Raw genomic sequence first — 24,675 nt, 5'->3', positions numbered from 1 at the left:
CAATCGGGGGCGTCGGGATGCGGACGGTACGGGGCTGGTTCCAGGACACGGCGGGTGGCCTGCCACGGACGTTCTGGTACCTCTGGGCCGGCTCGCTGATCAACCGCCTCGGCTCGTTCGTGCTGATCTTCCTGGCCATCTACCTGACCCAGGAACGCGGCTTCTCCGCCTCCCAGGCCGGCCTGGTGATCGGCCTCTGGGGTGCCGGTGGCGCGGTCGGCACCACAGTCGGCGGCACCCTGACCGACCGCTGGGGCCGGCGGCCCACACTGCTCACCGCGCACGTCGGCGCGGCCGGCATGATGGTCACGCTGGGCTTCGCCCGCCCGCTGTGGGCGGTGGCGGTGGGCGCGCTGCTGCTCGGCACGTTCGCCGAGGCGGCCCGCCCGGCGTTCGGCGCGATGATGGTCGACGTGGTGCCGGACAAGGACCGGCTGCGCGCCTTCTCGCTGAACTACTGGGCCATCAACCTCGGATTCGCCTGCGCCGCGGTGCTCGCCGGCTTCACCGCCCAGGGCAGCTATCTGCTGTTGTTCCTGGTCAACGCAACCACCACGCTGGTGACAGCGCTGATCATCTTCGCCAAGGTCGGCGAGACCCGCGGGCCGGTCACCGTGCTCCCGACCAAGGGGATGAACGCGCCGGCCGGCGCGCTGCGCACCATCCTCGCCGACCGGGTGTTCCTCGGCTTCGTCGCGCTCAACCTGCTCGCCGCGCTCGTCTTCCTCCAGCACATCTCGATGCTGCCGATCGCGATGGGCGACTCCGGGCTCAGCCCGGCCACGTACGGCTCGGTGATCGCGCTCAACGGCGTGCTCATCGTGTTCGGCCAGTTGTTCGTACCCCGGCTCATCAAGGGCCGCAGCCGCTCGCACGTGCTGGCGCTCGCGGCGCTCGTGATGGGTGCCGGGTTCGGGCTCACCGCGTTCGCCGACACGGTCTGGCTCTACGGCCTGACCGTGCTGATCTGGACCGTCGGCGAGATGCTCAACTCGCCGTCGAACGCCACCCTGATCGCGGAACTGTCCCCGGCCGCGCTGCGCGGCCGCTACCAGGGCGTCTTCTCGCTGTCCTGGCAGCTCGCCGGCGCCGCCGCGCCGATCCTCGGCGGCCTGGTCCGCGAGAACGCCGGCAACAGCGCGCTCTGGCTCGGCTGCGCCGGCATCGGCGTCGTGGCGGCGGTCGCCCACCTCGTCTCCGGCCCGGCCCGGGAACGCCGCGCGGTAGCGCTGCGCGCCGTGGGCACGCCGGTCGCGCCGGTCAGCGTCACCGCCCCGGCGCCCGAGGCGGCCGAGGCCGCGGCGACCGGACCCGCCGAGCCGGTCCGCGCCGGTTCCTGAGTACGCCCCGACGCGACCGCCCCGAGGCGGATGGATACGGTACGGGAAGGAACCGTAAGGAAACGTTCCTGGAGGAACGTGTGCCCGGCCTGCGGCGGTGGTGGGACGACACAGCCTGGAACACCTCGGCGAGCGGCACTGGCGGGTGGTGGGCGCGCTGGGCCTGCTGGCCGCCGCCGGGCACCTGCTCGCCGGGCCGGGCCGGGAACGGCGTGTCGCCGCGCTACGGGCGGCGGCTGCGGAGCCGGTCGGCGTCACCGACTGAACGGGCTCGGGGAGACAACGGCAGAGCGCCCACCCCGACCTCCGTCGAGATGGGCGCTCCTACCGTACGCCCGGCGGCGGCGGGCGACACTCACCCCCGTAAGCGTCGCCCGCTCGCGCCGCCGGTTCCACGGGTGGCACCGTCCCCCAACGGTGTGCTCCACCCGATCTTCGCATCTCGCCTGCGCGGACCTGATCGATCCACCGCTCCCCCGAACGGAAACAAGCGTGACGCGGTGCAATAAAGTTAGTTCGCCCGGATTCCGGATTCAACCCAGATCGCTGTCTTGCCCGTCACAGCGCCCTGTCGGAAACCCGCCTGACCCTGTTGTCGTCCCTGGAGTGGCAAACACGGCGTTCCCGTCCGCCATTCCCGTAAACCTCAGCCGTCCTCGCGATTCGGGTTCTCGGTCCGGAAGAAGTTGCTCTGCCGGCCGTCCCGCATCTGCTCCTGATAGATCAGGTTCAGCCGCCGCAGGTCGAACGTGCGGAACCAGTCGTCCCAGCTGATCTCGCGGATCCGGCTGCTCTCCCGGTAACCGGGGATGTTGAACGTGAGCACCCCGGGCCGGCCCTCGCGCTCGGTACCGGGGATGGTGGCGGGCTTCGCGCCCCGCGCCCGCGCCCAGCGCTGGATCACCTCGTGGTTGCGGGTGACCAGGCTCCGGCCCGGACGCTCCGGCCGGTCCGCGAGCGACGTGATGAGCTGCGACGATCCGATCGACCGGCTGGACGCCGGGCCACGGGTCGGCGCTGCCTGCGCCCGGGCGGACGACGCCTTCCGAGCCGGAGCCGCCTTCGCCCGCGACGGAGCCGCCTTCGCCCGAGCGGGCGCGGCCTTCGCACGGGAGGATGCGGCAGTGGCGCGGCCGGGTGCCGCCTTCGCGCGGGACGGGGCAGCCTTCGCGCGGGACGTCGTCGCCCGCGACGAGGTCGCCTTGGCCCGTGCCGGGGTCGCCTTGGCCCGGGCGGGTGCCGCCTTGCGCGTACCTGACGCCTTGGCCCTGGCACCCGTGGCGCGTGCGGCCGGCGCGGCCTTGGCCGGCGACGTGGCGCCCCGGCGGGCCGACGTGGTCCGCTTCGCCGCAGTGGTCTTCTTGGCGGCGGTGCTCTTGCGGGTCGCCGACGGCCGGCCGGCCGGGCCGGTGCTCCGCCGGGAGGCGCCGCCCTCCCCGCGCATGGTCCGCGCCAGGGTCTTCACCAGTTCCGGCTTCCGCAGCGCGGAGATCCCGGAGACCCCGCGCCGCTTGAGCTGGCTGCGGAGGTCGTCGACCTTCATCCGGGAGATCGCCGACTCCGACACCCTCGGGGTGTTCGGCGTCTGATTGCCGGTTTGCCGCTTGGTCCGGGTCGCAGTCGTGCCGCGACCTGAGCTGTTGCGCTGAGCCATGGGACACGCTCCTCGACAGTCCGTCCTCGGCCCGCGGTGGGTCCCAGTGCTCCGCACCGCGCGGGGCGGCATACCCGTCAGGAGGGCTCCGAACCTCCGGCGGACGAACCGGCAGTCGCGGAGGGCTCGAAGAGGTGCGCGAACGCGGCCAGGTTCGCCGTCGACTCGCCGCGCTTGACCCGCCACTCCCACTCCCGGCGGATGGCGGTGCCGAAGCCGATCTCCAGCATGCTGTCGAACGACTCGTCGGCGTACGTCAGCACGGAACCGAGCAGCCGGTCCAGCTCGTCGGCGTCGACCCCGGCCAGGTTGACCCGCCCGGTCAGGTAGACGTCGCCGACCGAGTCGATGGAGAACGAGACGCCGTACATGCGGGCGTTGCGCTGGAGCAGCCAGGCCCACAGCTCCTCGCGGCGCTCGTCGGGCTGGCGCATCACGAACGCCTCGACCCGCAGCGCGTGCTCACCCACGATCAGGTTGCAGATCGTCTTGAGCTTGTGCGTGCCGGGCAGCGTCACCGCGTACGACGCCTCGCCCGTGGACTCCCACTCCAGCTCACGCTCCGCGCAGACGGACTCGATCAGCGCGGCGACCTCACTCCTGCGACTCATCGCACCCACTCTACGACCGGCGGACCGGGGCCGCCCGGTGGCCGGCGGGTCACCAGGAGCACAGCAGGGCCGGGTCGCCGCACCGCCGCGCCAGCCGGGCCCGGTGCTCGGTGATCGCCTCCCCGTAGACCGCGAGCAGGCCGGAGGCGGTGCGCTGCCAGGAGAAGTCCCGGGCGTGCCGTTCGGCGCCCCGGCCCAGCGCGGCACGGCGTACCGAATCGGGCAGCAGGCGGGCCAGCGCCCGGGCCCAGTCGACCGGGTCGTGCCCGTCGATGAGCACGCCGCTGACGCCGTCGCGCACCGCGGTGACCAGGCCGCCCACGGCGGCGGCCAGCACCGGCGTGCCGCACGCCTGGGCCTCCAGCGCGACCAGCCCGAACGATTCGTTGTGCGACGGCACCGCGACCAGGTCGGCGGCACGGTAGAGGGCGGGCAGGTCCGCGCCGGTCTGCGGCGGGAGGAAACGCACCCGGTCGGCGATGCCGAGCGCGTGCGCCAGTTCGATCAGGGCGGTGGGCCGGTCCAGGCCGCTGCCGCTCGGCCCGCCGCAGATCACCACGGTCAGCTCGTCGGCCAGCGCCGGGTCCCGCTCGCGCAACGCGGCGGCGGCGCGGACCAGCACGTCCGGCGCCTTGAGTGGCTGGATCCGGCCGACGAACGCGACCACGTACCCGTCGGTCGGCAGGCCGAGCCGGCGGCGCGCGGCCCGGGTCGCGGCGTCCCGGTCGCCGGTCGCGGGGCGGAACCGGTCCAGGTCGACGCCGGGCTCCACGACCGCCACCCGGTCCGGGGCGGCCGCGTACCGGTCGAGCAGGTCGCGCGCCTCCACCCGGGTGTTGGCGACCAGCCGGTCCGCCTCGGTGACCACCTGTTCCTCGCCGATCACCCGCGCCTTCGGCTCGGGACGGTCCCCGGCGGCGAGGCGGGCGTTCTTGACCTTGGCCAGGGTGTGCGCGGTGTGCACCAGCGGTACGCCCCAGCGCTCCTTGGCCAGCCAGCCGACCTGCCCGGAGAGCCAGTAGTGCGAGTGGATCAGGTCGTAGTGGCCCGGCGGGCGGGCGGCCTCGGCCCGCAGCACCCCGGCGGTGAAGGCGCAGAGCTGACCCGGCAGCTCCTCCTTGGTCAGCCCTTCCAGCGGCCCGGCGGTGACGTGCCGGACGGACACGCCGGGCACCACCTCGACCACCGGGGGCAGGTCACCGGCGGTGGCCCGGGTGAAGATCTCCACCTCGACGTCGGCCTCGGCCAGCCGCCGGGCCACCTCCAGGATGTAGACGTTCATGCCGCCCGCGTCGCCCGTGCCGGGCTGGTGCAGCGGCGACGTGTGCACCGACAGGGTGGCGATACGGCGGGGCCGCGGCCACGGAAGGGCACCTCGCTGACGACCGACACCGGTGTGCAAATCCGCCACGTCCGCTCCCTCTGTCACGGTTGATGCCGTCCCGCACGACCGGCGCTTCTCGGTCAACCCGTGTGCCGGATGTCATCTTCCCCATCGGGGTACGGAAATGCTTTCCGCCGGGTCCCGGGCGTGACGGACCTCATCCCCCGGCCCGGCCCGGCGACGGGAGACAATGACCGGATGACTTCAGTCGCCATCGTCACCGGGGCGTCCAGCGGCATCGGCGCGGCCACCGCCCGCCGGCTCGCCGCCGAGGGTTTCCATGTGCTGGCCGCCGCCCGGCGTACCGACCGGCTGGCCGCGCTGGTCGCCGAGATCGAGGCGGCCGGCGGCGCGGCTACAGCGGTGGCCTGCGACGTGACCTCGGACGAGTCGGTGGCCGGCCTGGCCGCCGCCGCCGAGGCCGCGCCCGGGCCGGTCACGCTGCTGGTGAACAACGCCGGCGGCGCGCGCGGCCTGGACCCGGTCGAGTCCGCCGACGTGGACGACTGGCAATGGATGTACGACGTGAACGTGCTCGGCACGCTGCGCGTCACCAAGGCGCTGCTCCCGGCGCTGGAGCGCTCCGGCACCGGCACGGTCGTCATCGTCAGCTCCACCGCCGGGCACGTGGTCTACGAGGGCGGCGGCGGCTACACGGCCGCCAAGCACGCGCAGACCGCGATCGCCGGCACGCTCCGGCTGGAACTGTGCGGCCGGCCGGTCCGGGTGGTCGAGATCGACCCCGGCATGGTGAAGACCGAGGAGTTCGGCCTGGTCCGCTTCGGCGGCGACGCCGACCGGGCCGAGGCGGTGTACGCCGGAGTCGCCGAGCCGCTCGTGGCCGACGACGTGGCCGACTGCGTCGCCTGGTGCGCGACCCGCCCCCACCACGTCAACATCGACCGGCTCGTGGTCCGCCCGCTGGCTCAGGCCGCGCAGCACAAGGTGCACCGGACGTCGTGAAGCGCGAGGAGTGAGCCGGTCTTGCGAGCCCCGCAGTCGCTGACCCGGAGGCACTGATGGAGCGTCCGCTCGGCGTGGCCACCCGGGGCACCACCAACCCCAACCGGCTCCGGCGGGTGGACAACTGGATCGTCGAGACCTGCGGCGACGCGCTGCGCGCCGCCGCCGACCCGCTCGTGGTGGACCTGGGCTACGGCGCCACCCCGGTCACCCCGGTCGAGTTGCGGGCCCGTCTCGCGGCCGGGGTCCGCGCCGACGTGCGGGTGGTCGGCCTGGAGATCGATCCGGTACGCGTCGCCGACGCCCGTCCCGCCGCCGACCCACCGGGGCTGACGTTCGCCCGGGGCGGCTTCGAGCTGGCCGGACTGCGTCCCGCGCTGGTCCGGGCGTTCAACGTCCTGCGTCAGTACGACGAGAGCGAGGTGGCCGACGCCTGGCGTACCGTCACCGGGCGGCTCGCGCCAGGCGGGCTGCTGGTCGAGGGCACCTGCGACGAGCTGGGGCGGCTCGGCTCGTGGGTGCTGCTGGACGCCGGCGGCCCGCGCACGCTCACCCTGTCGGCGAAACCGGCCACGCTGGAGAGCCCGGCGACGCTCGCCGAGCGGCTGCCCAAGGCGCTGATCCACCGCAACGTGCCGGGTGAACGCATCCACGACCTGATCGAGGCGCTGGAACACGCCTGGCGCTCGGCCGCCGGTTACGCCCCGTTCGGCCCTCGCCAGCGCTGGCTGCGTACGGCCGCGGCGGTGAAGGAGGCGGGCTGGCCGATCCAGGACACCCCCCGCACCTGGCGTCACGGCTACCTGACCCTCCCCTGGCCCGCCGTATCCCCCCGCTGACGTTGATCTTGCACTTGCTGCCCCGGCAAAGCGGGCGAATCATCCGCGCCGAGGGCCGAAAGCGCAAGATCGCCGGGGTGGTGGGTGAGCGGGTCAGATTGTGCAGTTTATGAGGACTGGTTCGGGGTGCAGGGGCACGCCGAAGCGGGACTGCACGCCGTCGCGGATTTCCCGGGCCAGCGCCACCAGCGCGGCAGTGCTTGCGGTGCCGGAGCGGTTGGTGAGCGCCAGCGTGTGCTTGCTGGAGATGGCGACGCCCTCCGGGCCCGCGTACCCCTTGCCGAACCCGGCCTTGTCGATCAGCCACGCCGCGCTGAGCTTCACCGTGCCGTCGGCGCCCGGCCAGTGCGGCGGCTGCCCCAGGTCGGCGGCACGTTCCCGTACCTGCTCGAACGCCTCAAGCGGCAGCACCGGGTTGGTGAAGAACGAGCCCACCGACCAGGTGTCCGGGTCGGCCGGGTCGAGCACCATGCCCTTGCCGGCGCGCAGCTCGCGCACGGTGGCCCGGGCGTCGGCGAGCGGCACCCGGTCGCCCACCTCGACGCCGAGCGCCCGGGCCAGTTCGGCGTAGCGGACCGGGCCGGAGAGCGGGGACCGGGTGAGCCGGAAGTCGACGGTGAGCACCACCCAGCGGTCGCTGTACTTGAAGATGCTGCCCCGATAGGCGAACCCGCAGTCCGCCGCGGCGATCCGCACCACCTCGCGGCGAGTGCGGTCGTACGCCTCGACGGCGACGATCGTCTCGGCGACCTCCTGGCCGTAGGCGCCGACGTTCTGGATCGGGGTGGCGCCGGCCGACCCGGGGATGCCGGAGAGGCACTCCAGCCCGGACCAGCCGCGTTCGACGGTGGCGGCGACGAGGTCGTCCCACGGCTCGCCGGCTTGCACACGTACCGTGACGGTGTCGCCGTCCTCGGCGACGGTCTGGAACCCCCGGGAGCGGACGAGCACGACGGTGCCGGGGAAGCCCTGATCGCCGATCACGACGTTGCTGCCGCCCGCCAGGACCAGCACCGCCTGTTCACGGGCTTCCGCTTCCTGCACCTTCAGTACGATCTGGGCGGCATCCCCGGCGACCTCAAGCCGCCCGGCGGGGCCGCCGAGCCGGAGCGTGGTGTAGCGCGCCAGGGTGGCCGGATCGGTCGGGTCGCCGGCAGTCGCCGGTTCGGCGTAGACGTCTGACACGCCTTTCACCCTAGGCTGAGGGGTAGCCGGAGCACCCACTGGTGGCCCGGTCACCCCCGGGAGGATGGCGATGAGCAGACTGCACCACACGAAGGACTTCTGGATCGGCGCGCTGCGCGCGGAGGGCCCCGCCTTCGCCACGGCGGTGACGGAGGCTCCGCCCGAGACACCCGTGCTGTCCTGTCCCGGCTGGACGGTCACCGACCTCGCTCATCACCTGACCCGCGCTTACCTGTGGGTGGGCACCGTGCTGACCGCCGGCGGGACGACCCGCCCGGAGCGGCACGACCCGGAGCCGCCCGCGGGCCTGACCGCGGCGCAGTGGTACACGCGGGAGTACGAGCGGGTCAGCGCGCTGCTGGAGGCGACGGATCCGGAGGCGCCGGCCTGGAACTTCGCGCCCCAGCCGAAGAAGGCGGCCTTCTGGCCGCGCCGGGTCGCGCACGAGACCGCCGTGCACCGCTGGGACGCCCAGCTCGCGATCGGTGCGGGTGATCCGATCGAGGCGAAGCTCGCGGCCGACGGGGTGAGCGAGGTGCTGGACACCTGGCTGCCGGCGGGACGGCGCGTGCAGCCCGGGCAGTGGCACGGCGTGGTGCATCTCAGCGCGACCGACGCCGCGCAGGAGTGGTACCTGCGGTTGCGGGGCGAGGGGGTCGCGCTGCTGGACACCGCGACGATCCTCGACCACGACGACCACCGGGCGCGGGCGCAGGTGTCCGGCACGGCGAGCGATCTGCTGCTGGCGTTGATGGGCCGGATCAGCTTCGACGCGCTGGACGTGGCGGGTGATCCCGCCCTGCTGGGCGGCCTGCGGGCCGGCTGACGAGGGGCACCCGGCGGAGAGGGGCGGCGACCGCCCCTCTCCTTCTTTTTCACAACCGCTGAGAGCGCTCTCTTGACAAGGTCCACGGGGCTCCCCCACGCTGTCGTGAGAGCGCTCTCTTGGTTCCGGAACCGCCCTCCACCACCCGATACGACGACCCGAGAGGTCAGGACAGCCATGCTCACCTTCACGCGCCGCCGCCTGGCGGCGGTGGCCCTGGTCGCCGCCACCGCGTTGCTCGGCACCACCGCCTGCGGCGGCGACGACGACGCCGCCGCCGACGGGCCGATAACGCTCACCGTCGATGTCTTCGGCCAGTTCGGTTACGCCGATCTCTACCAGGAGTACATGGCCAGCCACTCCGGCGTGAAGATCGTCGAGCGCGGCACCGGCGGCAACCTCGACGAGTACTCGCCGAAGCTCACCCAGTGGCTCGCCGCGGGCAAGGGCGCCGGTGACGTGGTCGCCATCGAGGAGGGCCTGCTCGTCGAGTACAAGGCCAACCCGCAGAACTTCGTCAACCTGCTCGACCACGGCGCGGCCGACCTGAAGGGCAACTTCCTCGACTGGAAGTGGAACCAGGGGCTCACCGCCGACGGCAAGCAGCTCATCGGCCTCGGCACCGACGTCGGCGGCATGGCCATGTGCTATCGCAAGGACCTGTTCGCCAAGGCCGGCCTGCCCACCGACCGGGAGGCGGTGTCCAAGCTCTGGCCCACCTGGCAGGACTACATCAAGGTCGGCGAGCAGTTCACCGCGAAGAAGACGGGTGCGGCGTTCCTGGACGCCGCGACGAACACGTTCAACACCATCCTGCTCCAGACCGCCGGTAACAGCAGCGGCTACAGCTACTACGACACCGGCAACAACCTGGTCGTGGGCGGCAACCCGGCGGTGAAGCAGGCGTACGACACCACGATGGACATCATCGACTCCGGGCTCTCCGGCAAGTACGGCTCCTGGTCCGAGGAGTGGGTGTCGGCGTTCAAGCAGTCGAAGTTCGCCACCATCGCCTGCCCGGCCTGGATGACCGGCGTCATCGAGGGCAACGCGGGTGCCGCCGCCAAGGGCAAGTGGGACATCGCCCAGATCCCCGGCAACGGCGGCAACTGGGGCGGCTCGTTCCTCGCCGTGCCGAAGCAGAGCAAGCACCAGGCCGAGGCGATCGAGCTGGCCAAGTTCCTGACCAGCGCCAAGGGTCAGATCGGCGCGTTCAAGGCGAAGGGTCCCCTGCCCTCTTCGCCGCAGGCGCTGGAGGACCCGGCGATCGTCGACTCGAAGAACGCCTACTTCTCCGAGGCGCCCGTCGGCAAGATCTTCGCCACCGGCGCCAAGAGCCTGAAGCCGGTCTACATGGGACCGAAGAACCAGGCCGTACGCACCGAGGTGGAGAACGCCGTCCGCAGCGTGGAGCTGGGCAAGCGCTCCCCGGAGCAGGGCTGGACCGACGCGGTCGCCAACGCCGAGAAGGCCGCCGCCAAGTAACCCGAGCAGCGCGTGCGGGCGGCCACCCGGCCACGGGGGCCGCCCGCACGGCGGAAAGGAGTCCCGGGTCATGGCCGTCCAGCTCGACGCCCGCCCGCCGGTCGCACCGGCACCCCGACCCACCCGTCCCGGCCTGGGCAACCGGCTCAGCCGGCTCGACACCAAGTACTCGCCGTACCTGTTCGTCGCCCCGTTCTTCCTGCTGTTCGGCGTCTTCGGGGCCTATCCACTGGCATACACGTTCTGGGTCTCGCTGCACGACTGGGACCTGCTCGGCGCCGAACACCCGTTCATCGGCTTCGACAACTACACCCAACTGCTCGCCGACACGGACTTCTGGCACTCGGTGGTGAACACGCTGGGCATCTTCGTGATCTCCACGGTCCCCCAGTTGCTCGCCGCGCTCTGGCTGGCCAACCTGCTCAACCGGCAGTTGCGGGCCCGTACGACCTGGCGGATGGCGGTGCTGATCCCGAACGTCACCTCGACCGCCGCCGTGGCGATCGTGTTCGCGGTGCTGTTCGGCCGCGAGTTCGGCATGATCAACTGGCTGCTCGACCACATCGGGATCAACGCGATCGACTGGAAGGCGAACCGGTTCGCCGCCTGGATCGCCATCTCGACAATGGTCGACTGGCGCTGGACCGGCTACAACGCGCTGATCTTCCTGGCCGCCATGCAGGCCATCCCCCGCGACCTGTACGAGTCGGCGGCGATCGACGGCGCCGGCCGGGCCCGGCAGTTCTGGTCCATCACCGTGCCGCTGCTCAAGCCGACGATCATCTTCGCGGTCATCATCTCCACCATCGGCGGCCTCCAGCTCTTCACCGAGCCGCGCATGTTCAACTCCGGCACCAACGCGATCCGCGGCGGGCCGCTGCGGGAGTCCCAGACGGTGACCATGTACATGTTCGAGAACGCCTTCGCGCCGCACTACAACTTCGGCTACGGCTCGGCCGTCGCCTGGCTGCTGTTCGCGTTGATCGCCGTGGTCGCGGCGATAAACGTCCTGCTCCTGCGCCGGCTCGGCGGCGGCTCCCGCAAGGAGGTCTCCCGATGACCCGCCTCTGGTCGGCAAGCCGGCTCACCTATCTGGCGCTGATGCTCTCGGCCGTCCTGTCGATCTTCCCGATCTACTGGATGTTCGTGGTCGCCAGCCGCACCAGCGACACGATGGGACAGGTGCCGCCGCCGCTCACGCCCGGCGGCAACCTCGGCGCCAACATCGCCCGGCTGTTCGACAACACCGACGCGTACTTCCTGACCGGTCTGATCAACTCGGCGATCGTGGCCACCACCGTGACGATCTCGGTGGTGTTCTTCTCCACCCTGGCCGGGTTCGCGTTCGCCAAGCTGCGCTTCCGTGGCCGCAACGCGCTGCTGCTGGTCATCGTCGCCACCATGATGGTGCCCACCCAGCTCGGCGTGATCCCGCTCTACCTGCTGATGACGAAGCTGAACTGGAACGACCGGCTGCCCGCCGTCATCGTGCCGGCGCTGGTCACCGGCTTCGGCGTGTTCATGATGCGCCAGTACGCCGGCCAGGCGGTCAGCACCGAACTGATCGAGGCGGCCCGGATGGACGGCTGCAACACGGTGCGGATCTACTGGAACGTGGTGCTGCCCGCGCTGCGCCCGGCCGCCGCCGTACTCGGCCTGCTCACGTTCATGACCACCTGGAACGACTTCCTGTGGCCGTACGCGGTGCTCAACGACCCGGAGAACCCGACCGTGCAACTGTCGCTGCGGGCCCTCTCCGACGGCTACTACCAGGACATGTCGCAGGTGTTCACCGGCACGGCCATCGCCACGCTGCCGCTGCTGCTGGTATTCATCGTTTTCGGCCGCCAGATCATCGGCGGAATCATGGAAGGTGCGGTCAAGGCGTGAGCGCGAACAGCGAGCTGCGATTCCCGGACGGCTTCGTCTGGGGGGCGGCCACCGCCGCGTACCAGATCGAGGGCGCCGCCCGCGACGACGGCCGCGGCCCGTCGATCTGGGACACCTTCAGCCGCACGCCCGGCGCGGTGCACGCCGGCCACACCGGCGACGTGGCCTGCGACCACTACCACAGGTACGCCGAGGACGTCGCGCTGATGGCCGATCTGGGGCTGCGCGCGTACCGGTTCTCGGTGTCCTGGCCGCGCGTGCGACCCGACGGCACCGGCCCGGTCGAGCCGCGCGGGCTGGACTTCTACGACCGGCTCACCGACACGCTGCTGGACGCCGGCATCGACCCGATCGTCACGCTCTACCACTGGGACCTGCCGCAGGCGTTGGAGGACCGGGGCGGCTGGACCGTCCGGGAGACCGCCGAACACTTCGTCGAGTACGCGCTGGCCGTGCACGGCCGCCTCGGCGACCGCATCCGCACCTGGACCACACTCAACGAACCGTGGTGCTCGGCCTACCTCGGGTACGGCTGCGGGCTGCACGCCCCGGGCCGGCGCGACGCCGGGGACGCCTTCCGGGCCGTACACCATCTGCTGCTCGGCCACGGCCTGGCGGCGCGGGCGTTGCGCGCGGCCGGCGCACAGACCCTCGGGATCACGCTCAACCTGGCCGACGTGCAACCCGCCGACCCCGCCAGCGCGGCCGACGCCGAGGCGGTACGACTGGTGGACGGCCTGCACAACCGGATCTTCCTGGACCCGCTGACCGGCGGCGGCTACCCGGAGGACATGCGGGCGCACCTGAGCCGGTTCACCACGCCGGACTTCATCCGCGACGGCGACGAGAAGGCGATCGCCGCGCCGCTGGACCTGCTCGGCCTGAACTACTACGCGCCGACCTATGTGGCCGGGCGGGCCGACGGCGCGGGCAGCGAGGTGTACCCGGGCACCGCCGGGGCGGTCGAGGTCCTCCCGGCGGCCGGACCGCTCACCGACATGGGTTGGGCGATCGAACCCGACGGGCTCACCCGGCTGCTGGAACGGGTGGCCGCCGACCACCCCGGGCTACCGCTAATGATCACCGAGAATGGCGGGGCGTTCCCGGACACCGACCGCGACGAACAGGGCCGGGTGGCCGACGCCGACCGGACCGCATACCTCGACGGGCACCTGCGTGCCGCGCACCGGGCCCTCGCCCGCGGAGTGGACCTGCGCGGCTATCTCGTATGGTCGTTGCTGGACAACTTCGAATGGGCCGAGGGTTACCGGAAGCGGTTCGGGATCGTCCACGTCGACTACCTGACCCAGCGGCGCACACCCAAGCGCAGCGCACGCTGGTACCAGGAGGTGATCGCCCGGAACGGGCTGTGACGAAATGGTGGGAACGGGGATGACGACGGCACAACGGCCGACCCTGGAGGCGGTGGCCCGGCGGGCCGGCGTGTCCCGGGCCACGGTCTCCCGGGTGGTGAACGGCTCGACCACGGTGGCCGAGCCGATCCGGCTGGCGGTGCGCCGCGCGGTCGAGGAACTCGGGTACGTCCCGAACCTGGCCGCGCGCAGCCTGGTCACCCAGCGGACCGACTCGGTGGCGCTGGTGCTGCCCGAGGCGGCCACCCGGGTCTTCTCCGACGACCAGGTCTTCCCGGGCATCATCCGGGGCGCGGCGCAGGAGTTGGAGGCGGCGGACAAGCAGCTCGTGCTGATGCTCGCCGGCTCACCGGCGGGGCACGACCGGGTCGAGCGGTACACCACCGGCCGGCACGTCGACGGGGTGCTGTTCGCCTCGCTGCACGGCGAGGACCCGCTGCCCGGCCGGCTGGCCCGCCTCGGCATCCCGGTGGTGTGCAGCGGACGGCCGCTGGACGGCGCCGAGGTGCCGTACGTCGATGTGGACCACGAGGGCGGGGTCAGCGCGGCGGTGCAACACCTGGTCTCGGTCGGGCGACGGCGGATCGCCACCATCGCCGGGCCGCAGGACATGGTCGCCGGCATCGAGCGGCTGATCGGCTACCGCGCCGCGCTCGCCGCCGCCGGGCTGCCCGAGCTGGTCGCGTACGGCGACTTCACCCGCGAGTCCGGCACCGCGGCGATGCGTGAGCTGCTCGCCGCCGACCCGCAGCTGGACGCCGTGTTCGCCGCCTCCGACCTGATGGCGCACGCCGCGCTGCGCACGTTGCGGGAGGCCGGCCGGCGGGTGCCCGACGACGTGGCGGTGATCGGGTTCGACGACATCGAGACGGCCGCGTACACCGAGCCGCCGCTGACCACGGTGCGCCAGCCGATAGTGGAACTGGGCCGATCGATGACCCGGCAGCTGCTGCGGATGGCGGCGGGCGAGCGGATCGAGCCGGCGCTGCTGCTCCCGACCGAACTGGTGCGGCGCGAGTCCGCGTAAGGAGGGGCCCCCTGTTAACGCATTCCGCATAACAGGGAGCCTTTTTCATCCTGCGTAGCGGTCCGCTTCGACGTGGTGCAGGGGCGAGGATGGCCTGCGTGATCGCGGTGGCTCGGCGGGGGCAGCAGCGCGGCTTGGCTAGGATTTTCCAGGTTTTGACGGTGGCGTTGGCGCGTTCACCGCGGGCGCGGATACGCGCGTGTGAGCGGTTGACCGCTTTCTGCCGACGGGACAGTTTCGGCCGGTGGCGGTGGCGTTTGAACGGGGTCCTGATGCTGCCGCGGGCGCCTTGGTATGCCTTGTCGGCGAAGGTCATCACGTTGGCGCTGCTCAGCGTGTCGATGATCTGGTGGGTGCGGGCAGCGGTCAGGTCATGGGTGGAACCGGGCAGGGCTGCGGACACCCGGATCAGCCGACCTGCTGGGTCGGCGATGACCTGCAGGTTCACGCCGTGGCGCCGGTGTTTCCCGGAGTAGTAGGGCTTCTGGTCGGTGACCCGGTCGACCGGGATCAGGGTGCCGTCGAGGATTGCGTACGCCAGAACGCGGATCCTGGCCATCGCGGTGTTCAGGTCATCGGCGGTCGCGGCGAGCAGGTCGACGGCCTCGCGCACGTACCGCCAGGCGGTGGCGATGCTGATCTGGAACCCCCAGGCCAGACGGGCGTAGGTGTCGCCGTTGCGCAGATGGGCCAGGGCGAGCAGGGCCTGCCGGCCGGGATCGAGGCGACGCCATCGTGATCGGTGCTGGTCGCGGTGGCGGCGGATGAGGTCGGAGAGGTGGTTCAGGGTTCGGGTGGACAGCGGAATCGCGGCAGGGTAAGACAGCACAGCGAGGCTCCCGGTTGGGGCATCGGATCTTGGTCGACTGCTGTCTTACCGGGAGCCTCGCCCCATGTCCACATCAGACCAAAGCCTTCCGCGACCTGCATCGCCACGATGAAAATGCCTCAAGGTAGACGTGAACCAATTGCAAGGAAGAGTAGCAGATCAGGAATCAGCGGATTCGCTGGTGAATGTCGGCCTACCAGAGCAGTTGGGTACGAGATTTTTCTCAGCGCGATCCACCGACGACTCATCACCAAAGGAGAAGGCACCCGGGAGCGCGGACGATCCGAGGTCATAGAAGTGGACGACATGTTTTCCCTCGGACCAGGACCGAATGCGGGGATCATCCTCCTCGACGGAGCCACAGGCACCGTCCACTCATGGATGGAGGGGACGCGCAAGGCTCATCAACAGCAAGCTGGACATATTCGTCGAATTCCTCCGCCGCATCCAGCTTGAGATCAACTCATTCGAGGAACAGGGCGGGCCCGAAGAAGAGCGAACAGATGGGTACGTGCAGCGCCTGCTGCGAGAAATCCAAGAGGTCGATCCGGAACCGTTTCCGCAGGCACGGAGCTCTTGGGAAACAATCTTGAAGGCCATCTTCGTGTAACCCGAGGCTTGCCTACAGGACGCTCGGCCTACACGTCGATCCTGCGGCGAAGATCGGTGGGGTACAGCGAGCCGGCTTCCAAGGGCATCTTCCTCGGTGAGGCCTACGTGAAACCCATGACGCCCACACCCGATTCTGAGCCGCTGCCGACGCTGGCATTGGACCTCTACATCCCTCCGTACGTTGCGAATGCGGGCATCAGGGGCGTCGGAACCGCCACGTTCAGGCTCGCCATCGAACACTTTACGACCGAGCACCGGGCCGTGGCCGACGATCGTTTACCCTTGGCCGATACGCCTCGAAGGAGCTCGGCCGCGGGCCCATCTCGGACAACCTCAGGGCATATGTCACCACCCGGCGGGACACCGCAACCCAGAGAAGGCAGCAATGGCGATTTGGACCTATCGGCGCGCGACGGAGATCCAGGCTTTCGATGGAAACCATCGATTTATATTCCGACTCAACCTGGCCGAGCCACTCTGGCCAGCGGTGCGTGACCGCCTGCGCGACACCCCTCTACTCCCTGAGTCGAGCAGGGGCAGCTGCTCCGATCAGATAATTGACGAGACCGGCATGGAAGCGCTTCTGGTCACGCTGGAACCGCTGTTGATTCAGTATCGCGACCGCAGCCTGTCGCGCGGGCGGCGCGGCACCTTTCGGAAGATCGCCGTCGTCGTTTCAGGTACGCAGTTGTGGCTCGATCCGAGAAGCTCGGAGGACGTCGAACTGCAACGATTGAACGCGCTGGTCGTTGCTATCCGTGAAACCGCCAAGTCGGCACCACCGCTGCACGCCCTCGTCATGCCGAACCTGGATGCCATCGCCTTCCGCCTTGCCACCATATTGCGAAACGATGTGACTGAGGCGACGCGAGATGATCTGCGGTCGCTGCTGCGGCAACGCCTCGACGAACTGCACAGTAGCGCCGATCACGAGGATGTCAGGAAATCTCGCGCCCGCGACATTGAACTCGCCCGCAGCCAGGCTGCCGTCGACGACACCGTCGCCTTCCTCGCGCAATGGCGCTTGATCGATGAGTCGCCGACTGGCGCCATCAGCGCGGCAGATAAGCTCCGCCACATTCTGATCTGAGATCAGCTCCTGAACTGTTGTCCGGCTTCGATTAGACCTTGGCCTGCTTGAGCCAAGCCTCCACTTCTTACCTGCGTCGTTGCCGGCGTTTCTTCTGTCACGCAGCGGTAGTCCACACCCGATCCTTGCCTTGATTTTGGGGATCTGGAACACCTTGGTATTTCTGTATTAGACCTGCTGAGAGAAGAGATCTCTCGTCCACCGGAAGATGAGCATTGTGCTGCGTTGGAGGCCCGTGCCGAGGCGCTGGCGAACCTGCGCGACGCCGAGCCCGACCACGAGCGTTCGGTCTGGACACAGAGATCAGCCTTCCCCATGGCTCAGGTGCGGCTTCTGCGCAGCAACTCCTCGATCAGGTCGACGAACCCCTTTGCGCGGTCGAGTGATTCATCGTCGATCGCGTCCGTGCCCCATGCCCGTTCCTTGTCTGCTTCTGCCTCCAAGCTCTCGAAAATGTCCGTGAAATACTCGTGCAGGACAGTTAACAAGGAACTTCCGAGGGAAATGAGGGCGGATCTGACATCCAGCGAGGCGGGGACGCGGTAAGTCACGCCGGGGACTCCGTGGACCGTATGGCGGCCGGCCGCGAGTTCACTCATCCGGTAGCAGACCAGGACGTCGCCGTGCCGGGCTTCCCTCCTGGTCAGGAAGGCCAGCGGAAACAGGTCCGAGTCGCGACGGAAGAGTTCCTTCTCGATGCTGTCCGACCCGGTCGGTTCGCGCGGTATCTCGATGCTGCCCGGACGTGGGATCAGTCGCCACGGCTGGATGGGGAATCGGATGGATGGCGCGCGTGTCCTGAGTTCGGAGTCGGCGATGATGAAGATCTCATCGGGCAGGTCGACGCCGTAGCATTGACGCAGGGCTTCGCCAGGGGGGGCACCCTGATCGTAAAGCATTTGTGCCTGTGTGGCGATGGCGGTGTAGGTGTCACGTCGTTCGGCTGCCATGGTTATTGTCCCGGGTCCTCGGCAATGATCTGGTCAGGATGGAACTCAACTTGCTCCAGGTTTCTTGGGACCTTGCTGAGGCGACCTACTTGGCGTACGTGGTGCGTAGGTCCCCGCCTCCGCCCGGCTTGTCCTGGGCGAGCCGGGCAAAGGAGTGGTCGATGATTCCACGGTTGGAAGGCTGTGAGATCTTCGGCTGCGTACCAGGAGAGGCCTTCCGAGCCCTTTGCGATCCGGTCCTTGCCATTCTCGGCGGTGGCGTGTCTGGTGCCCTTTGCCGGCCGTGGCGCGGACACTTCAGTCGTTGCCGCTCTCAACAATGTGGAGTGTCATCCGGCCGCCGCGGTGAGCGCCACCGGCGGGAGCAAGGGCAGCCTCGAGCTCGGCACGGCTGACCACCTGGCCTTGGACTTCTGGATCGCCGACTTGGTGGAGCTCGCTTCCGAATCGGAAGCCGTGCAGACGGTCCACGCCGGTTTGGCCGAGTGTGGCATCGATGTCGAGGCCGCCTGTACAAGGCCAACCCGGCGATCGTCTGTCGTGGATTGAGAGTGGGTTGCGAAAAGCATCACCGGTCCCACGGCGGAACCGGATTCTTCCAGTTGGTGCAAAGCCCTCTCTCGCTGCACTGATCGAGGACGTGATCGACCTGCGGTAGATCTTCCGGAAGATCTAGTTCGCCCAGGTCCAAGACGGTCATTCCCTGGAAAGCCGGGATGCTCAGTGCGCGTAAGGTTTGACCAAGATTGAGCGAGGCTTCGTCGATCTGAGTGCCGTAAGGGGTGCCGGCGATGACGAGCACGCGCTCGCGTGTCCGTTCCCAGGCGTCATCTTCGTCCTCGAAGGTAATGTCGTAGGCATAGCTTCCATGCGGGCCGGGAGAATGTGTTCCAGCGTCCTCGGGATCTGCTTTCAGGTCAGTTTGAACCTCGACGGCCCAGGTTAGTGTCAGTCGATCCTGCCAGTTGGCGGCGTGTGGATAATCCGAAAAGTATGTAGTCCTGTGCCGGTTGACGCACCAGTCGGTGACCTGCGTGTCGGGATGCGCGAGATCGGCCAGGAAATGAGTCATGCAGTCTGCGCTTCCTTCGTGCAGTTGAGTTAATCCAGCCGTTGTGACATAGAATCTGCAGTGCAGATTGCCCTGTACTGTTTCCCACTGAGGAAACCACAGTTTGAAGCTGAGTGGGCCGAGGTCCGGCGTCGTCGCGTCGGAGTTGGATTTCGCGGTCATGGTAGATCTCCCGGTCCTCTCGCTGGTGGTCGATGGCTGGCCGTCCACGATTGCTTGACATATCCGCCAGGTGTGGACTGTGGGTGCGCGTTCCTGGGCAGAGATTCCAGTTGGATCCCGGGTGAGGGCCGGCTGGGTTCCAGCTCGATCTTTCGGCGTTCAACTTGCCTCTGAGCCATTTTCATCGTGGCGGTGCAGGTAACGGGCGGTGTGGGAGGCCGGTGTCTATGCAGGGACGAGGCTCCCGGTAAGACAGCAATCGGCCAAGATCAGATGCCTCAACCGGGAGCCTCGCTGTGCTGTCTTACCCTGCCGCGATTCCGTTGTCCACCCGCAGCCTGAACCACCTCGCCCGCCCTCATCCGAACCCGCCGCCAGCAGCGACGGTCCCGGTGGCGACGCCTCGACCCCGGCCGGCAAGCCCTGCTCGCCCTGGCCCACCTGCGCAACGGCGACACCCTGACCTGCCTGGCCACCGGATTCGAGATCAGCGTCACGACCGCCTGGCGTGATGTCCGCGAGGCCATCGACCTGCCCGCCGCGACCGCCGGCGACCTGGCCACGGCCATGACCAGGATCCGGCTGCTCGCCTACGCAATCCTCGACGGCACCCTGATCCCGATCGACCGGGTCGCCAACCAGAAGCCGTACTACTCCGGAAAACACAAACGTCACGGAGTCAACGTGCAGGTCATCGCCGACGCAGCCGGGCGTCTCGTCTGGGCCTCGGCCGCGCTGCCCGCCTCGACGCACGACCTGAACGCCGCCCGCACCCACGGCATCATCGACGCCCTGACCAACGCCGACGTGATGACCTTCGCGGACAAGGGCTATCAAGGCGCCCGCGGCAGCGCGCGCACCCCGTTCAAGCGACGCCGCTTCCGGCCGAAGCTGTCACGCCGGCAGAAGGCCGTCAACCGCGCCCACACGAAGATCCGCGCCCGCGGCGAACGCGCCATCGCCACACTGGAAGACCTGGAAAATCCTGACAAAGCTGCGCTGCTGCCCACGCCGAGCGAGCGGCATCGTGCGGGCCATCCTCGTCCTGCACCACGTCGAAGCCAACCGATACGCAGGATGAAAATGGCTCAGGGGGCCCCTCTTAACCACCCGCCGCGCGTTAACCGGTCGCGGAGCGGCCGACGCGAGGGCTAGGGTCCGCCGGATGAGTGAAGCCACGATCCGTCCCGCCCGTGCCCAGGACGCGCCCGCCGCGGTGGCGTTGCGTGCGCTCGTCTATCCGTACCTGGTGCGCGGCGTCGTGTCGACCCGCCGCATGATCGCCGAACCGCCGCCCGGTGAGGGCTGGGCCGGCTGGGTCGCCGAGGCGGACGGGCAGATCGTCGGCTGGGTGTCGGCGTTCCGCAACACGCAGACCTCCACACCGGGCGTGGGTGAGATCGCCCTGCTGCACGTGCATCCGGAGCACCGCCGCCAAGGCGCCGGCACCGCGCTGTTCGACACCGCGCTCGGTCACCTGCGGACCCTCGGGACCACCCAGGTGCTCATCCACGCGCGTACCGAGTCGCTGCCGTTCGCGCAACGGCACGGCTTCACCCCCAGCCGGGAAATGCGCTACTCCGCGCTGGACCTGGACCCCGCCCCGCCGATGCCCGAACCGCCGCCGGGCGTACGGCTGCGGGCGATCGCCGGGCTCGACGCGCACCAGGTGCACCGGGTCGACGCGGAGGCGTCCCGGGACGAGCCGGGGGACGTGCCGACGGACTCCCTCGACTTCGAGCTGTGGCGGCACGAGTGCTGGGACAACCCGGGGCTGGACCGCAAGGCCAGCACGGTCGCCGAGGTGGGCGGCGAACTCGTGGCGTTGAGCCTGGTGAAGCGGGACGGGGACCGGATGTGGTCGGACTTCACCGGCACCCTGCCCGCCTACCGAGGGCGAGGGCTGGCCCGGCTGACCAAGCAGGCCGCACTGCACGTCGCCGCGCGGCGTGGGGTGCGGACCGCGTACACCTCCAACGACGAGGCGAACGCGCCGATGCTGGCGATCAACGAGCGGCTCGGCTACCGGCCGGTGGACAGCCAGTGGTCGTGCCGGCGCACGCTCACCTGAGCCCGGCGGCCACCCGCACCGCCGTGGCGTACGTGTCGGCGCCGAACAGCACCAGCCGGGCCTCGGTGACGTGCGCCGGCGTGGCCGCGTGCAGCACGGTGAGCGCCTGCGCCACCGCGTCCTCGACCGGCCAGCCGTAGATCCCGGCGGAGATCAGCGGGAACGCGATCCCGGTCGCGCCCAGCCCGTCGGCGACGCGCAGGCCGTTGGCGTAGCAGTCGCGCAGCAGCGCGGACCGGTCCTCGCGCGGCGAGAAGACCGGGCCGACAGTGTGCACCACCCAGCGGGCGGGCAGGTTGCCGGCGGTGGTGGCGACGGCCTGGCCGGTGGGCAGCCCGCGCCCGTAGCGGGAGGCGCGCAACGCCCGGCACTCCTCCAGGATCGCCGGACCGCCGCGCCGGTGGATCGCTCCGTCCACTCCCCCGCCGCCGAGCAGCGACGAATTGGCGGCGTTGACTATCGCGTCGACCTGCTGCGCGGTGATGTCCCCCTCGATCAGCACGGTGTCCATGTCAGCTCTCCTCGATCGGCTGGCCGAGCGAGCGGCGGGCCAGCAGGGCGGCCCCGGCGACGGCGGCCGGCATGACCAGCACCGCGCCGAGCGGGATCAGGAAACACAGGAAGACCGCCACCCCGAACCCCAGCGCGGTCGCCCGGTCGGCGCGCAGCCGCACCCGCCGGTCCGGCAGCCGCATCCCCCGCCGGTAGAACGGCGCGCCGACCAGCTCCAGCGCCAGGAGCCAGCCGCCCACCAGGGCGCCGACCACCGGCACCACCGTCTGCCCCACCACCGGGATGAAACCGGCCGCGAACAGCGGTACGCCGATCAGCGCGGACAGCGCCACCAGGCGCAGCGAGTCGGCGAGGCTGCGTCGCAGCGAGGACCAGAACGGCACGTCCACCGCACCGGGGGTGCCGCCGAGCCGGTCCTCGACCCGCTCCGAGATGGCCTCGTAGAACGGGTCACCGATGACCAGCGTGACGGCGGTGAACGTGAGCACCCCGACCAGCCCGGCGACCCCGACCACCGCCAGCCCGGCGGCGCCCCGCAGCAGGCCGCGCCAGGGCGACGACCAGTCGTCGGCGAACGGGGTCAGCCAGCCCGCCAGGTCGTCGACGAAGTAGAGCAGCGTGGCGAACAGGGCGACGTAGAGCGCGCCGGTGATCAGCGCCGGGATCACGCCGAGCAGCATCAGCTTCGGGCTGCGGACGTACATGCCGAAGCCGCGCAGCAGCAGCCCGGCGCCGCCGAGGAAGCGGGTGGCCGCGCCGGTGACGGGCGCGACGGTACGGGAGGCGTTCACGACGGCACAGCCTAATCTGCCGGTGCACCACAATGGGCCTGTGCGTGCGTCCCGGCTGATCTCGCTTGTGCTGCTGCTCCAGTCCCGGGAGACGATGACCGCCGCCGAGCTGGCCCGCGAGCTGGAAGTCTCCGAGCGCACCGTCTACCGCGACGTGCTGGCGCTCTCCGCCGCCGGTGTCCCGGTGTACGCCGACCGGGGCCGGGCCGGCGGCTACCGGCTGCTGGGCGGCTACCGGACCCGGTTGACCGGGTTGAGCCGGGACGAGGCCGAGGCGCTGTTCCTGGCCGGGCTGCCCGGTCCGGCCGGGGACATGGGGCTTGCCGACTCGGTGGCCGCCGCCGAGCTGAAGGTGCTCGCCGCGCTGCCGCCGAGCCTGCGGGACGCGCCCGCGCGCACCGGGCAGCGGTTCCACCTGGATGTGCCCGGCTGGTTCCGGGAGACCGCGCCGCCGCCGGCACTGGCCGAGTTGGCCCGGGCGGTCTGGCGGGACCGGATGGTCGAGCTGCGCTACCGGCGCGGGGACCGGGAGGTGACCCGCACGCTGGCGCCGTACGGGCTGGTGCTGAAGAACGGGGTCTGGTACCTGGTCGGCCGGGTCGGCGACGCCTGGCGGACGTACCGGGCGGACCGGGTGGTGGCGGTCGAGGTGAGCGCCGACGGCTTCGACCGGGACGAGGGTTTCGACCTCGGGGCGTACTGGCGGGGGCAGGCCGGCGCGTTTCTGCGGGAGCTGCTGCGGGAGCGGGTGACGGTGCGGCTCGGCCCGGCCGGGCTGCGGGCGCTGCAGCGCCTGGTGGACGCGCCGTTCGTCTACACCGAGGCCGTCGACGCGGCCGGGCCGCCGGACGAGCAGGGGCGGCTGGTGCTGCGACTGCCGGTCGAGTCGGTGGACGTGGCGTACAGCCAGTTGCTGGCGCTCGGCCCGGAGGTGGAGGTGCTGGCGCCGCCGCAGCTGCGGGCTCGCTTCGCCGAGGCGGCCCGCCGCGCGGCGGCGCTCTACACCGAACCGTCGAAGGACGCCGGTCAGCGGTAGCCGGCGTCGTCGGCCGGTTTGCCCGGCTTGACCACCTCCTCGTAGTAGCGGGCCCAGTGCGGGCGGGTGCCGTCGATGTCGGTGAAGCCGTACACCTGGGCCAGGCCGCCGCTGTCGAGGGACTGCCCGTTCCAGCGGGCCCGGTCCGGGTCGGCGGCCAGAGCGGCGACCGCGCGCCCGACGAACGCCGGCGTCTCCGACATGACGAAGTGCGGCTCGGTCTTCGCGCCGTCGCGCCAGGTGGCCTCGGTGACGCCGTAGTGTTCGAGCATCGCCTCCGAGCGCAGCCAGCCGGGCGTGAGCGCGACAGCTGTGCAGCCGTGCGGGGCCAACTCGTGCGCCTGGCTGAAGCCGAGCCGGTTCACCGACACCTTCGCCAGGTCGTAGAAGACCGACAGGCGGTACTCGCTGTCGTTGTGCTCCTTGGTGCCGTCGCCGACCTCGACGACCAGCCCGCCCGGGTTGCGGATCAGCAGCGGCAGCGCGAAGTGGCTGGTGATGATGTGCGTGTCGACTGCCAGCCGCAGCGTGCGGAACCCGGCGTCGAGCGGCTGCTCCCAGACCGGCTTCTCCCAGGTGATCAGCGGGTCCGCGCCCCAGACGTCGTTCACGAGCACGTCGAGGCGGCCCTGCTCGGCGTCGATCCGCTCGACCAGGGCGCGTACCTGTTCGGGGTCGAGGTGGTCGACCGCGACGGCGATCCCGGTGCCCCCGGCGGCGGTGACCAGCTCGGCGGTCTCCTCGATGGTCTCCGGCCGGTCCATCTCGGAGCGGCGCTCCCGGGTAGTGCGGCCGGTGGCGTAGACGGTGGCTCCGGCGGCGCCGAGCTGCACGGCGATCTGCCGGCCGGCGCCCCGGGTCGCGCCCGCGACGAGCGCGACAGTTCCGGTCAGTGGTGAGTTCATGGGATCACCGTGTAACAGATACCTGACAGCGGAAGTCCGGTTTCCCGGGAGACCCGGATGGGCGATC

At 70.4% G+C, this 24,675-nt stretch carries 24 protein-coding genes and 2 pseudogenes; 16 read left to right on the top strand and 10 right to left on the bottom strand.

The annotated features are described in order from the left end of the window. Window positions 1–17: 17 nt before the first annotated feature. Together ACFYON_RS12080 and ACFYON_RS12075 are read left to right on the top strand one after the other, a co-directional pair. The gene (locus ACFYON_RS12080) at window positions 18–1,340 is read left to right on the top strand and encodes an MFS transporter (protein ID WP_355015051.1); all 1,323 of its coding nucleotides are present in this window, start codon (window positions 18–20) and stop codon (window positions 1,338–1,340) included. Window positions 1,341–1,437: 97 nt separating this feature from the next. Continuing rightward, window positions 1,438–1,605: a hypothetical protein gene (locus ACFYON_RS12075; protein WP_355015052.1), complete on the top strand. Its 168-nt coding sequence runs from the start codon at window positions 1,438–1,440 to the stop codon at window positions 1,603–1,605. A gap of 381 nt (window positions 1,606–1,986) precedes the next feature. Here ACFYON_RS12075 and ACFYON_RS12070 read toward each other — a convergent pair whose 3' ends face one another. The 3 genes from ACFYON_RS12070 to mshA all read right to left on the bottom strand — a co-directional run bounded on the left by ACFYON_RS12070 (window position 1,987) and on the right by mshA (window position 5,016). Then, window positions 1,987–2,883, bottom strand: a complete 897-nt coding sequence (locus ACFYON_RS12070) for a hypothetical protein (protein ID WP_355015053.1) — start codon at window positions 2,881–2,883, stop codon at window positions 1,987–1,989. Window positions 2,884–3,071: 188 nt separating this feature from the next. Further along, entirely contained in the window at window positions 3,072–3,605 is a 534-nt protein-coding gene (locus ACFYON_RS12065) for a YbjN domain-containing protein (protein WP_354868468.1), read from the bottom strand. A gap of 49 nt (window positions 3,606–3,654) precedes the next feature. Beyond that, a complete protein-coding gene (gene mshA, locus ACFYON_RS12060) occupies window positions 3,655–5,016 on the bottom strand; it encodes a D-inositol-3-phosphate glycosyltransferase (protein ID WP_355015054.1) in 1,362 nt (453 codons plus the stop codon). A gap of 171 nt (window positions 5,017–5,187) precedes the next feature. Here mshA and ACFYON_RS12055 point away from each other — a divergent pair, with 171 nt between their 5' ends. Both ACFYON_RS12055 and ACFYON_RS12050 read left to right on the top strand, forming a co-directional pair. Further along, window positions 5,188–5,952, top strand: a complete 765-nt coding sequence (locus tag ACFYON_RS12055; protein ID WP_354868473.1) for an SDR family oxidoreductase — start codon at window positions 5,188–5,190, stop codon at window positions 5,950–5,952. Window positions 5,953–6,008: 56 nt separating this feature from the next. Next, on the top strand, window positions 6,009–6,791 hold the full coding sequence (locus tag ACFYON_RS12050; protein WP_354868475.1) for a class I SAM-dependent methyltransferase: 783 nt from the start codon (window positions 6,009–6,011) through the stop codon (window positions 6,789–6,791). 93 nt (window positions 6,792–6,884) lie between these two features. Here the strand turns inward: ACFYON_RS12050 and ACFYON_RS12045 are convergent, their stop codons facing one another. Next, window positions 6,885–7,976: a UDP-N-acetylmuramate dehydrogenase gene (locus tag ACFYON_RS12045; RefSeq protein WP_354868478.1), complete on the bottom strand. Its 1,092-nt coding sequence runs from the start codon at window positions 7,974–7,976 to the stop codon at window positions 6,885–6,887. Window positions 7,977–8,046: 70 nt separating this feature from the next. Between ACFYON_RS12045 and ACFYON_RS12040 the strand changes: the two genes are divergently transcribed. The 6 genes from ACFYON_RS12040 (at window position 8,047) to ACFYON_RS12015 (ending at window position 14,577) form a co-directional block, all read left to right on the top strand. Next, window positions 8,047–8,802 carry a maleylpyruvate isomerase family mycothiol-dependent enzyme gene (locus ACFYON_RS12040; protein ID WP_354868480.1) on the top strand — a complete coding sequence of 252 codons (756 nt, stop codon included), beginning with the start codon at window positions 8,047–8,049 and terminating at the stop codon, window positions 8,800–8,802. Between the two features lie 177 nt (window positions 8,803–8,979). Continuing rightward, window positions 8,980–10,287 carry an extracellular solute-binding protein gene (locus ACFYON_RS12035; protein ID WP_354868482.1) on the top strand — a complete coding sequence of 436 codons (1,308 nt, stop codon included), beginning with the start codon at window positions 8,980–8,982 and terminating at the stop codon, window positions 10,285–10,287. A 70-nt stretch (window positions 10,288–10,357) separates the two neighbouring features. After that, the gene (locus ACFYON_RS12030; protein ID WP_354868484.1) at window positions 10,358–11,347 is read left to right on the top strand and encodes a sugar ABC transporter permease; all 990 of its coding nucleotides are present in this window, start codon (window positions 10,358–10,360) and stop codon (window positions 11,345–11,347) included. Continuing rightward, window positions 11,344–12,177, top strand: a complete 834-nt coding sequence (locus ACFYON_RS12025; RefSeq protein ID WP_355015055.1) for a carbohydrate ABC transporter permease — start codon at window positions 11,344–11,346, stop codon at window positions 12,175–12,177. The genes ACFYON_RS12030 and ACFYON_RS12025 overlap by 4 nt, the downstream gene beginning before the upstream one ends. Beyond that, a complete protein-coding gene (locus ACFYON_RS12020; RefSeq protein WP_354868489.1) occupies window positions 12,174–13,550 on the top strand; it encodes a GH1 family beta-glucosidase in 1,377 nt (458 codons plus the stop codon). Before ACFYON_RS12025 ends, ACFYON_RS12020 begins: the two co-directional genes overlap by 4 nt. A 19-nt stretch (window positions 13,551–13,569) precedes the next feature. Further along, the gene (locus ACFYON_RS12015; protein ID WP_355015056.1) at window positions 13,570–14,577 is read left to right on the top strand and encodes a LacI family DNA-binding transcriptional regulator; all 1,008 of its coding nucleotides are present in this window, start codon (window positions 13,570–13,572) and stop codon (window positions 14,575–14,577) included. Window positions 14,578–14,622: 45 nt separating this feature from the next. On the opposite strand, the pseudogene ACFYON_RS12010 reads toward ACFYON_RS12015, so the two are convergent. Then, window positions 14,623–15,406: pseudogene (locus ACFYON_RS12010) on the bottom strand (transposase family protein). Window positions 15,407–15,737: 331 nt separating this feature from the next. On the opposite strand from ACFYON_RS12010, the gene ACFYON_RS12005 reads away from it, so the two are divergent. Both ACFYON_RS12005 and ACFYON_RS12000 read left to right on the top strand, forming a co-directional pair. Then, complete coding sequence (locus ACFYON_RS12005; RefSeq protein WP_354868494.1) at window positions 15,738–16,016, top strand: SUKH-4 family immunity protein; 279 nt, start codon at window positions 15,738–15,740, stop codon at window positions 16,014–16,016. Window positions 16,017–16,403: 387 nt separating this feature from the next. Next, window positions 16,404–17,108 (top strand): hypothetical protein, encoded by a 705-nt coding sequence (locus ACFYON_RS12000; protein WP_387257415.1) that lies wholly within the window; start codon window positions 16,404–16,406, stop codon window positions 17,106–17,108. A gap of 320 nt (window positions 17,109–17,428) precedes the next feature. Here ACFYON_RS12000 and ACFYON_RS11995 read toward each other — a convergent pair whose 3' ends face one another. Then, window positions 17,429–18,058: a hypothetical protein gene (locus ACFYON_RS11995; RefSeq protein ID WP_354868500.1), complete on the bottom strand. Its 630-nt coding sequence runs from the start codon at window positions 18,056–18,058 to the stop codon at window positions 17,429–17,431. 255 nt (window positions 18,059–18,313) lie between these two features. Between ACFYON_RS11995 and ACFYON_RS11990 the strand changes: the two genes are divergently transcribed. Next, entirely contained in the window at window positions 18,314–18,607 is a 294-nt protein-coding gene (locus ACFYON_RS11990; protein WP_354868502.1) for a hypothetical protein, read from the top strand. 19 nt (window positions 18,608–18,626) lie between these two features. On the opposite strand, the gene ACFYON_RS11985 is transcribed toward ACFYON_RS11990, so the two are convergent. Beyond that, on the bottom strand, window positions 18,627–19,292 hold the full coding sequence (locus ACFYON_RS11985) for a hypothetical protein (RefSeq protein WP_355015058.1): 666 nt from the start codon (window positions 19,290–19,292) through the stop codon (window positions 18,627–18,629). Between the two features lie 296 nt (window positions 19,293–19,588). On the opposite strand from ACFYON_RS11985, the pseudogene ACFYON_RS11980 reads away from it, so the two are divergent. After that, window positions 19,589–20,373: pseudogene (locus ACFYON_RS11980) on the top strand (transposase family protein). Between the two features lie 84 nt (window positions 20,374–20,457). Then, window positions 20,458–21,363 (top strand): GNAT family N-acetyltransferase, encoded by a 906-nt coding sequence (locus ACFYON_RS11975; RefSeq protein WP_355015059.1) that lies wholly within the window; start codon window positions 20,458–20,460, stop codon window positions 21,361–21,363. Here ACFYON_RS11975 and ACFYON_RS11970 read toward each other — a convergent pair. Together ACFYON_RS11970 and ACFYON_RS11965 are read right to left on the bottom strand one after the other, a co-directional pair. Beyond that, window positions 21,356–21,874, bottom strand: coding sequence for an O-acetyl-ADP-ribose deacetylase (locus tag ACFYON_RS11970; protein ID WP_354868510.1), 519 nt, complete (start codon window positions 21,872–21,874; stop codon window positions 21,356–21,358). The genes ACFYON_RS11975 and ACFYON_RS11970 overlap by 8 nt on opposite strands. 1 nt (window position 21,875) lies before the next feature. Then, on the bottom strand, window positions 21,876–22,667 hold the full coding sequence (locus ACFYON_RS11965) for an EI24 domain-containing protein (protein WP_354868513.1): 792 nt from the start codon (window positions 22,665–22,667) through the stop codon (window positions 21,876–21,878). A gap of 40 nt (window positions 22,668–22,707) precedes the next feature. Between ACFYON_RS11965 and ACFYON_RS11960 the strand changes: the two genes are divergently transcribed. After that, complete coding sequence (locus ACFYON_RS11960) at window positions 22,708–23,703, top strand: helix-turn-helix transcriptional regulator (protein WP_387189784.1); 996 nt, start codon at window positions 22,708–22,710, stop codon at window positions 23,701–23,703. Here the strand turns inward: ACFYON_RS11960 and ACFYON_RS11955 are convergent. Next, window positions 23,694–24,608 carry an SDR family oxidoreductase gene (locus tag ACFYON_RS11955; RefSeq protein ID WP_184688879.1) on the bottom strand — a complete coding sequence of 305 codons (915 nt, stop codon included), beginning with the start codon at window positions 24,606–24,608 and terminating at the stop codon, window positions 23,694–23,696. The genes ACFYON_RS11960 and ACFYON_RS11955 overlap by 10 nt on opposite strands. Between the last annotated feature and the right edge of the window lie 67 nt (window positions 24,609–24,675).

This window comes from Micromonospora sp. NPDC005686, from assembly GCF_042871665.1.
Classification (GTDB): Bacteria; Actinomycetota; Actinomycetes; order Mycobacteriales; family Micromonosporaceae; genus Micromonospora.
This window is presented reverse-complemented; position numbering and strand designations above follow the sequence as displayed.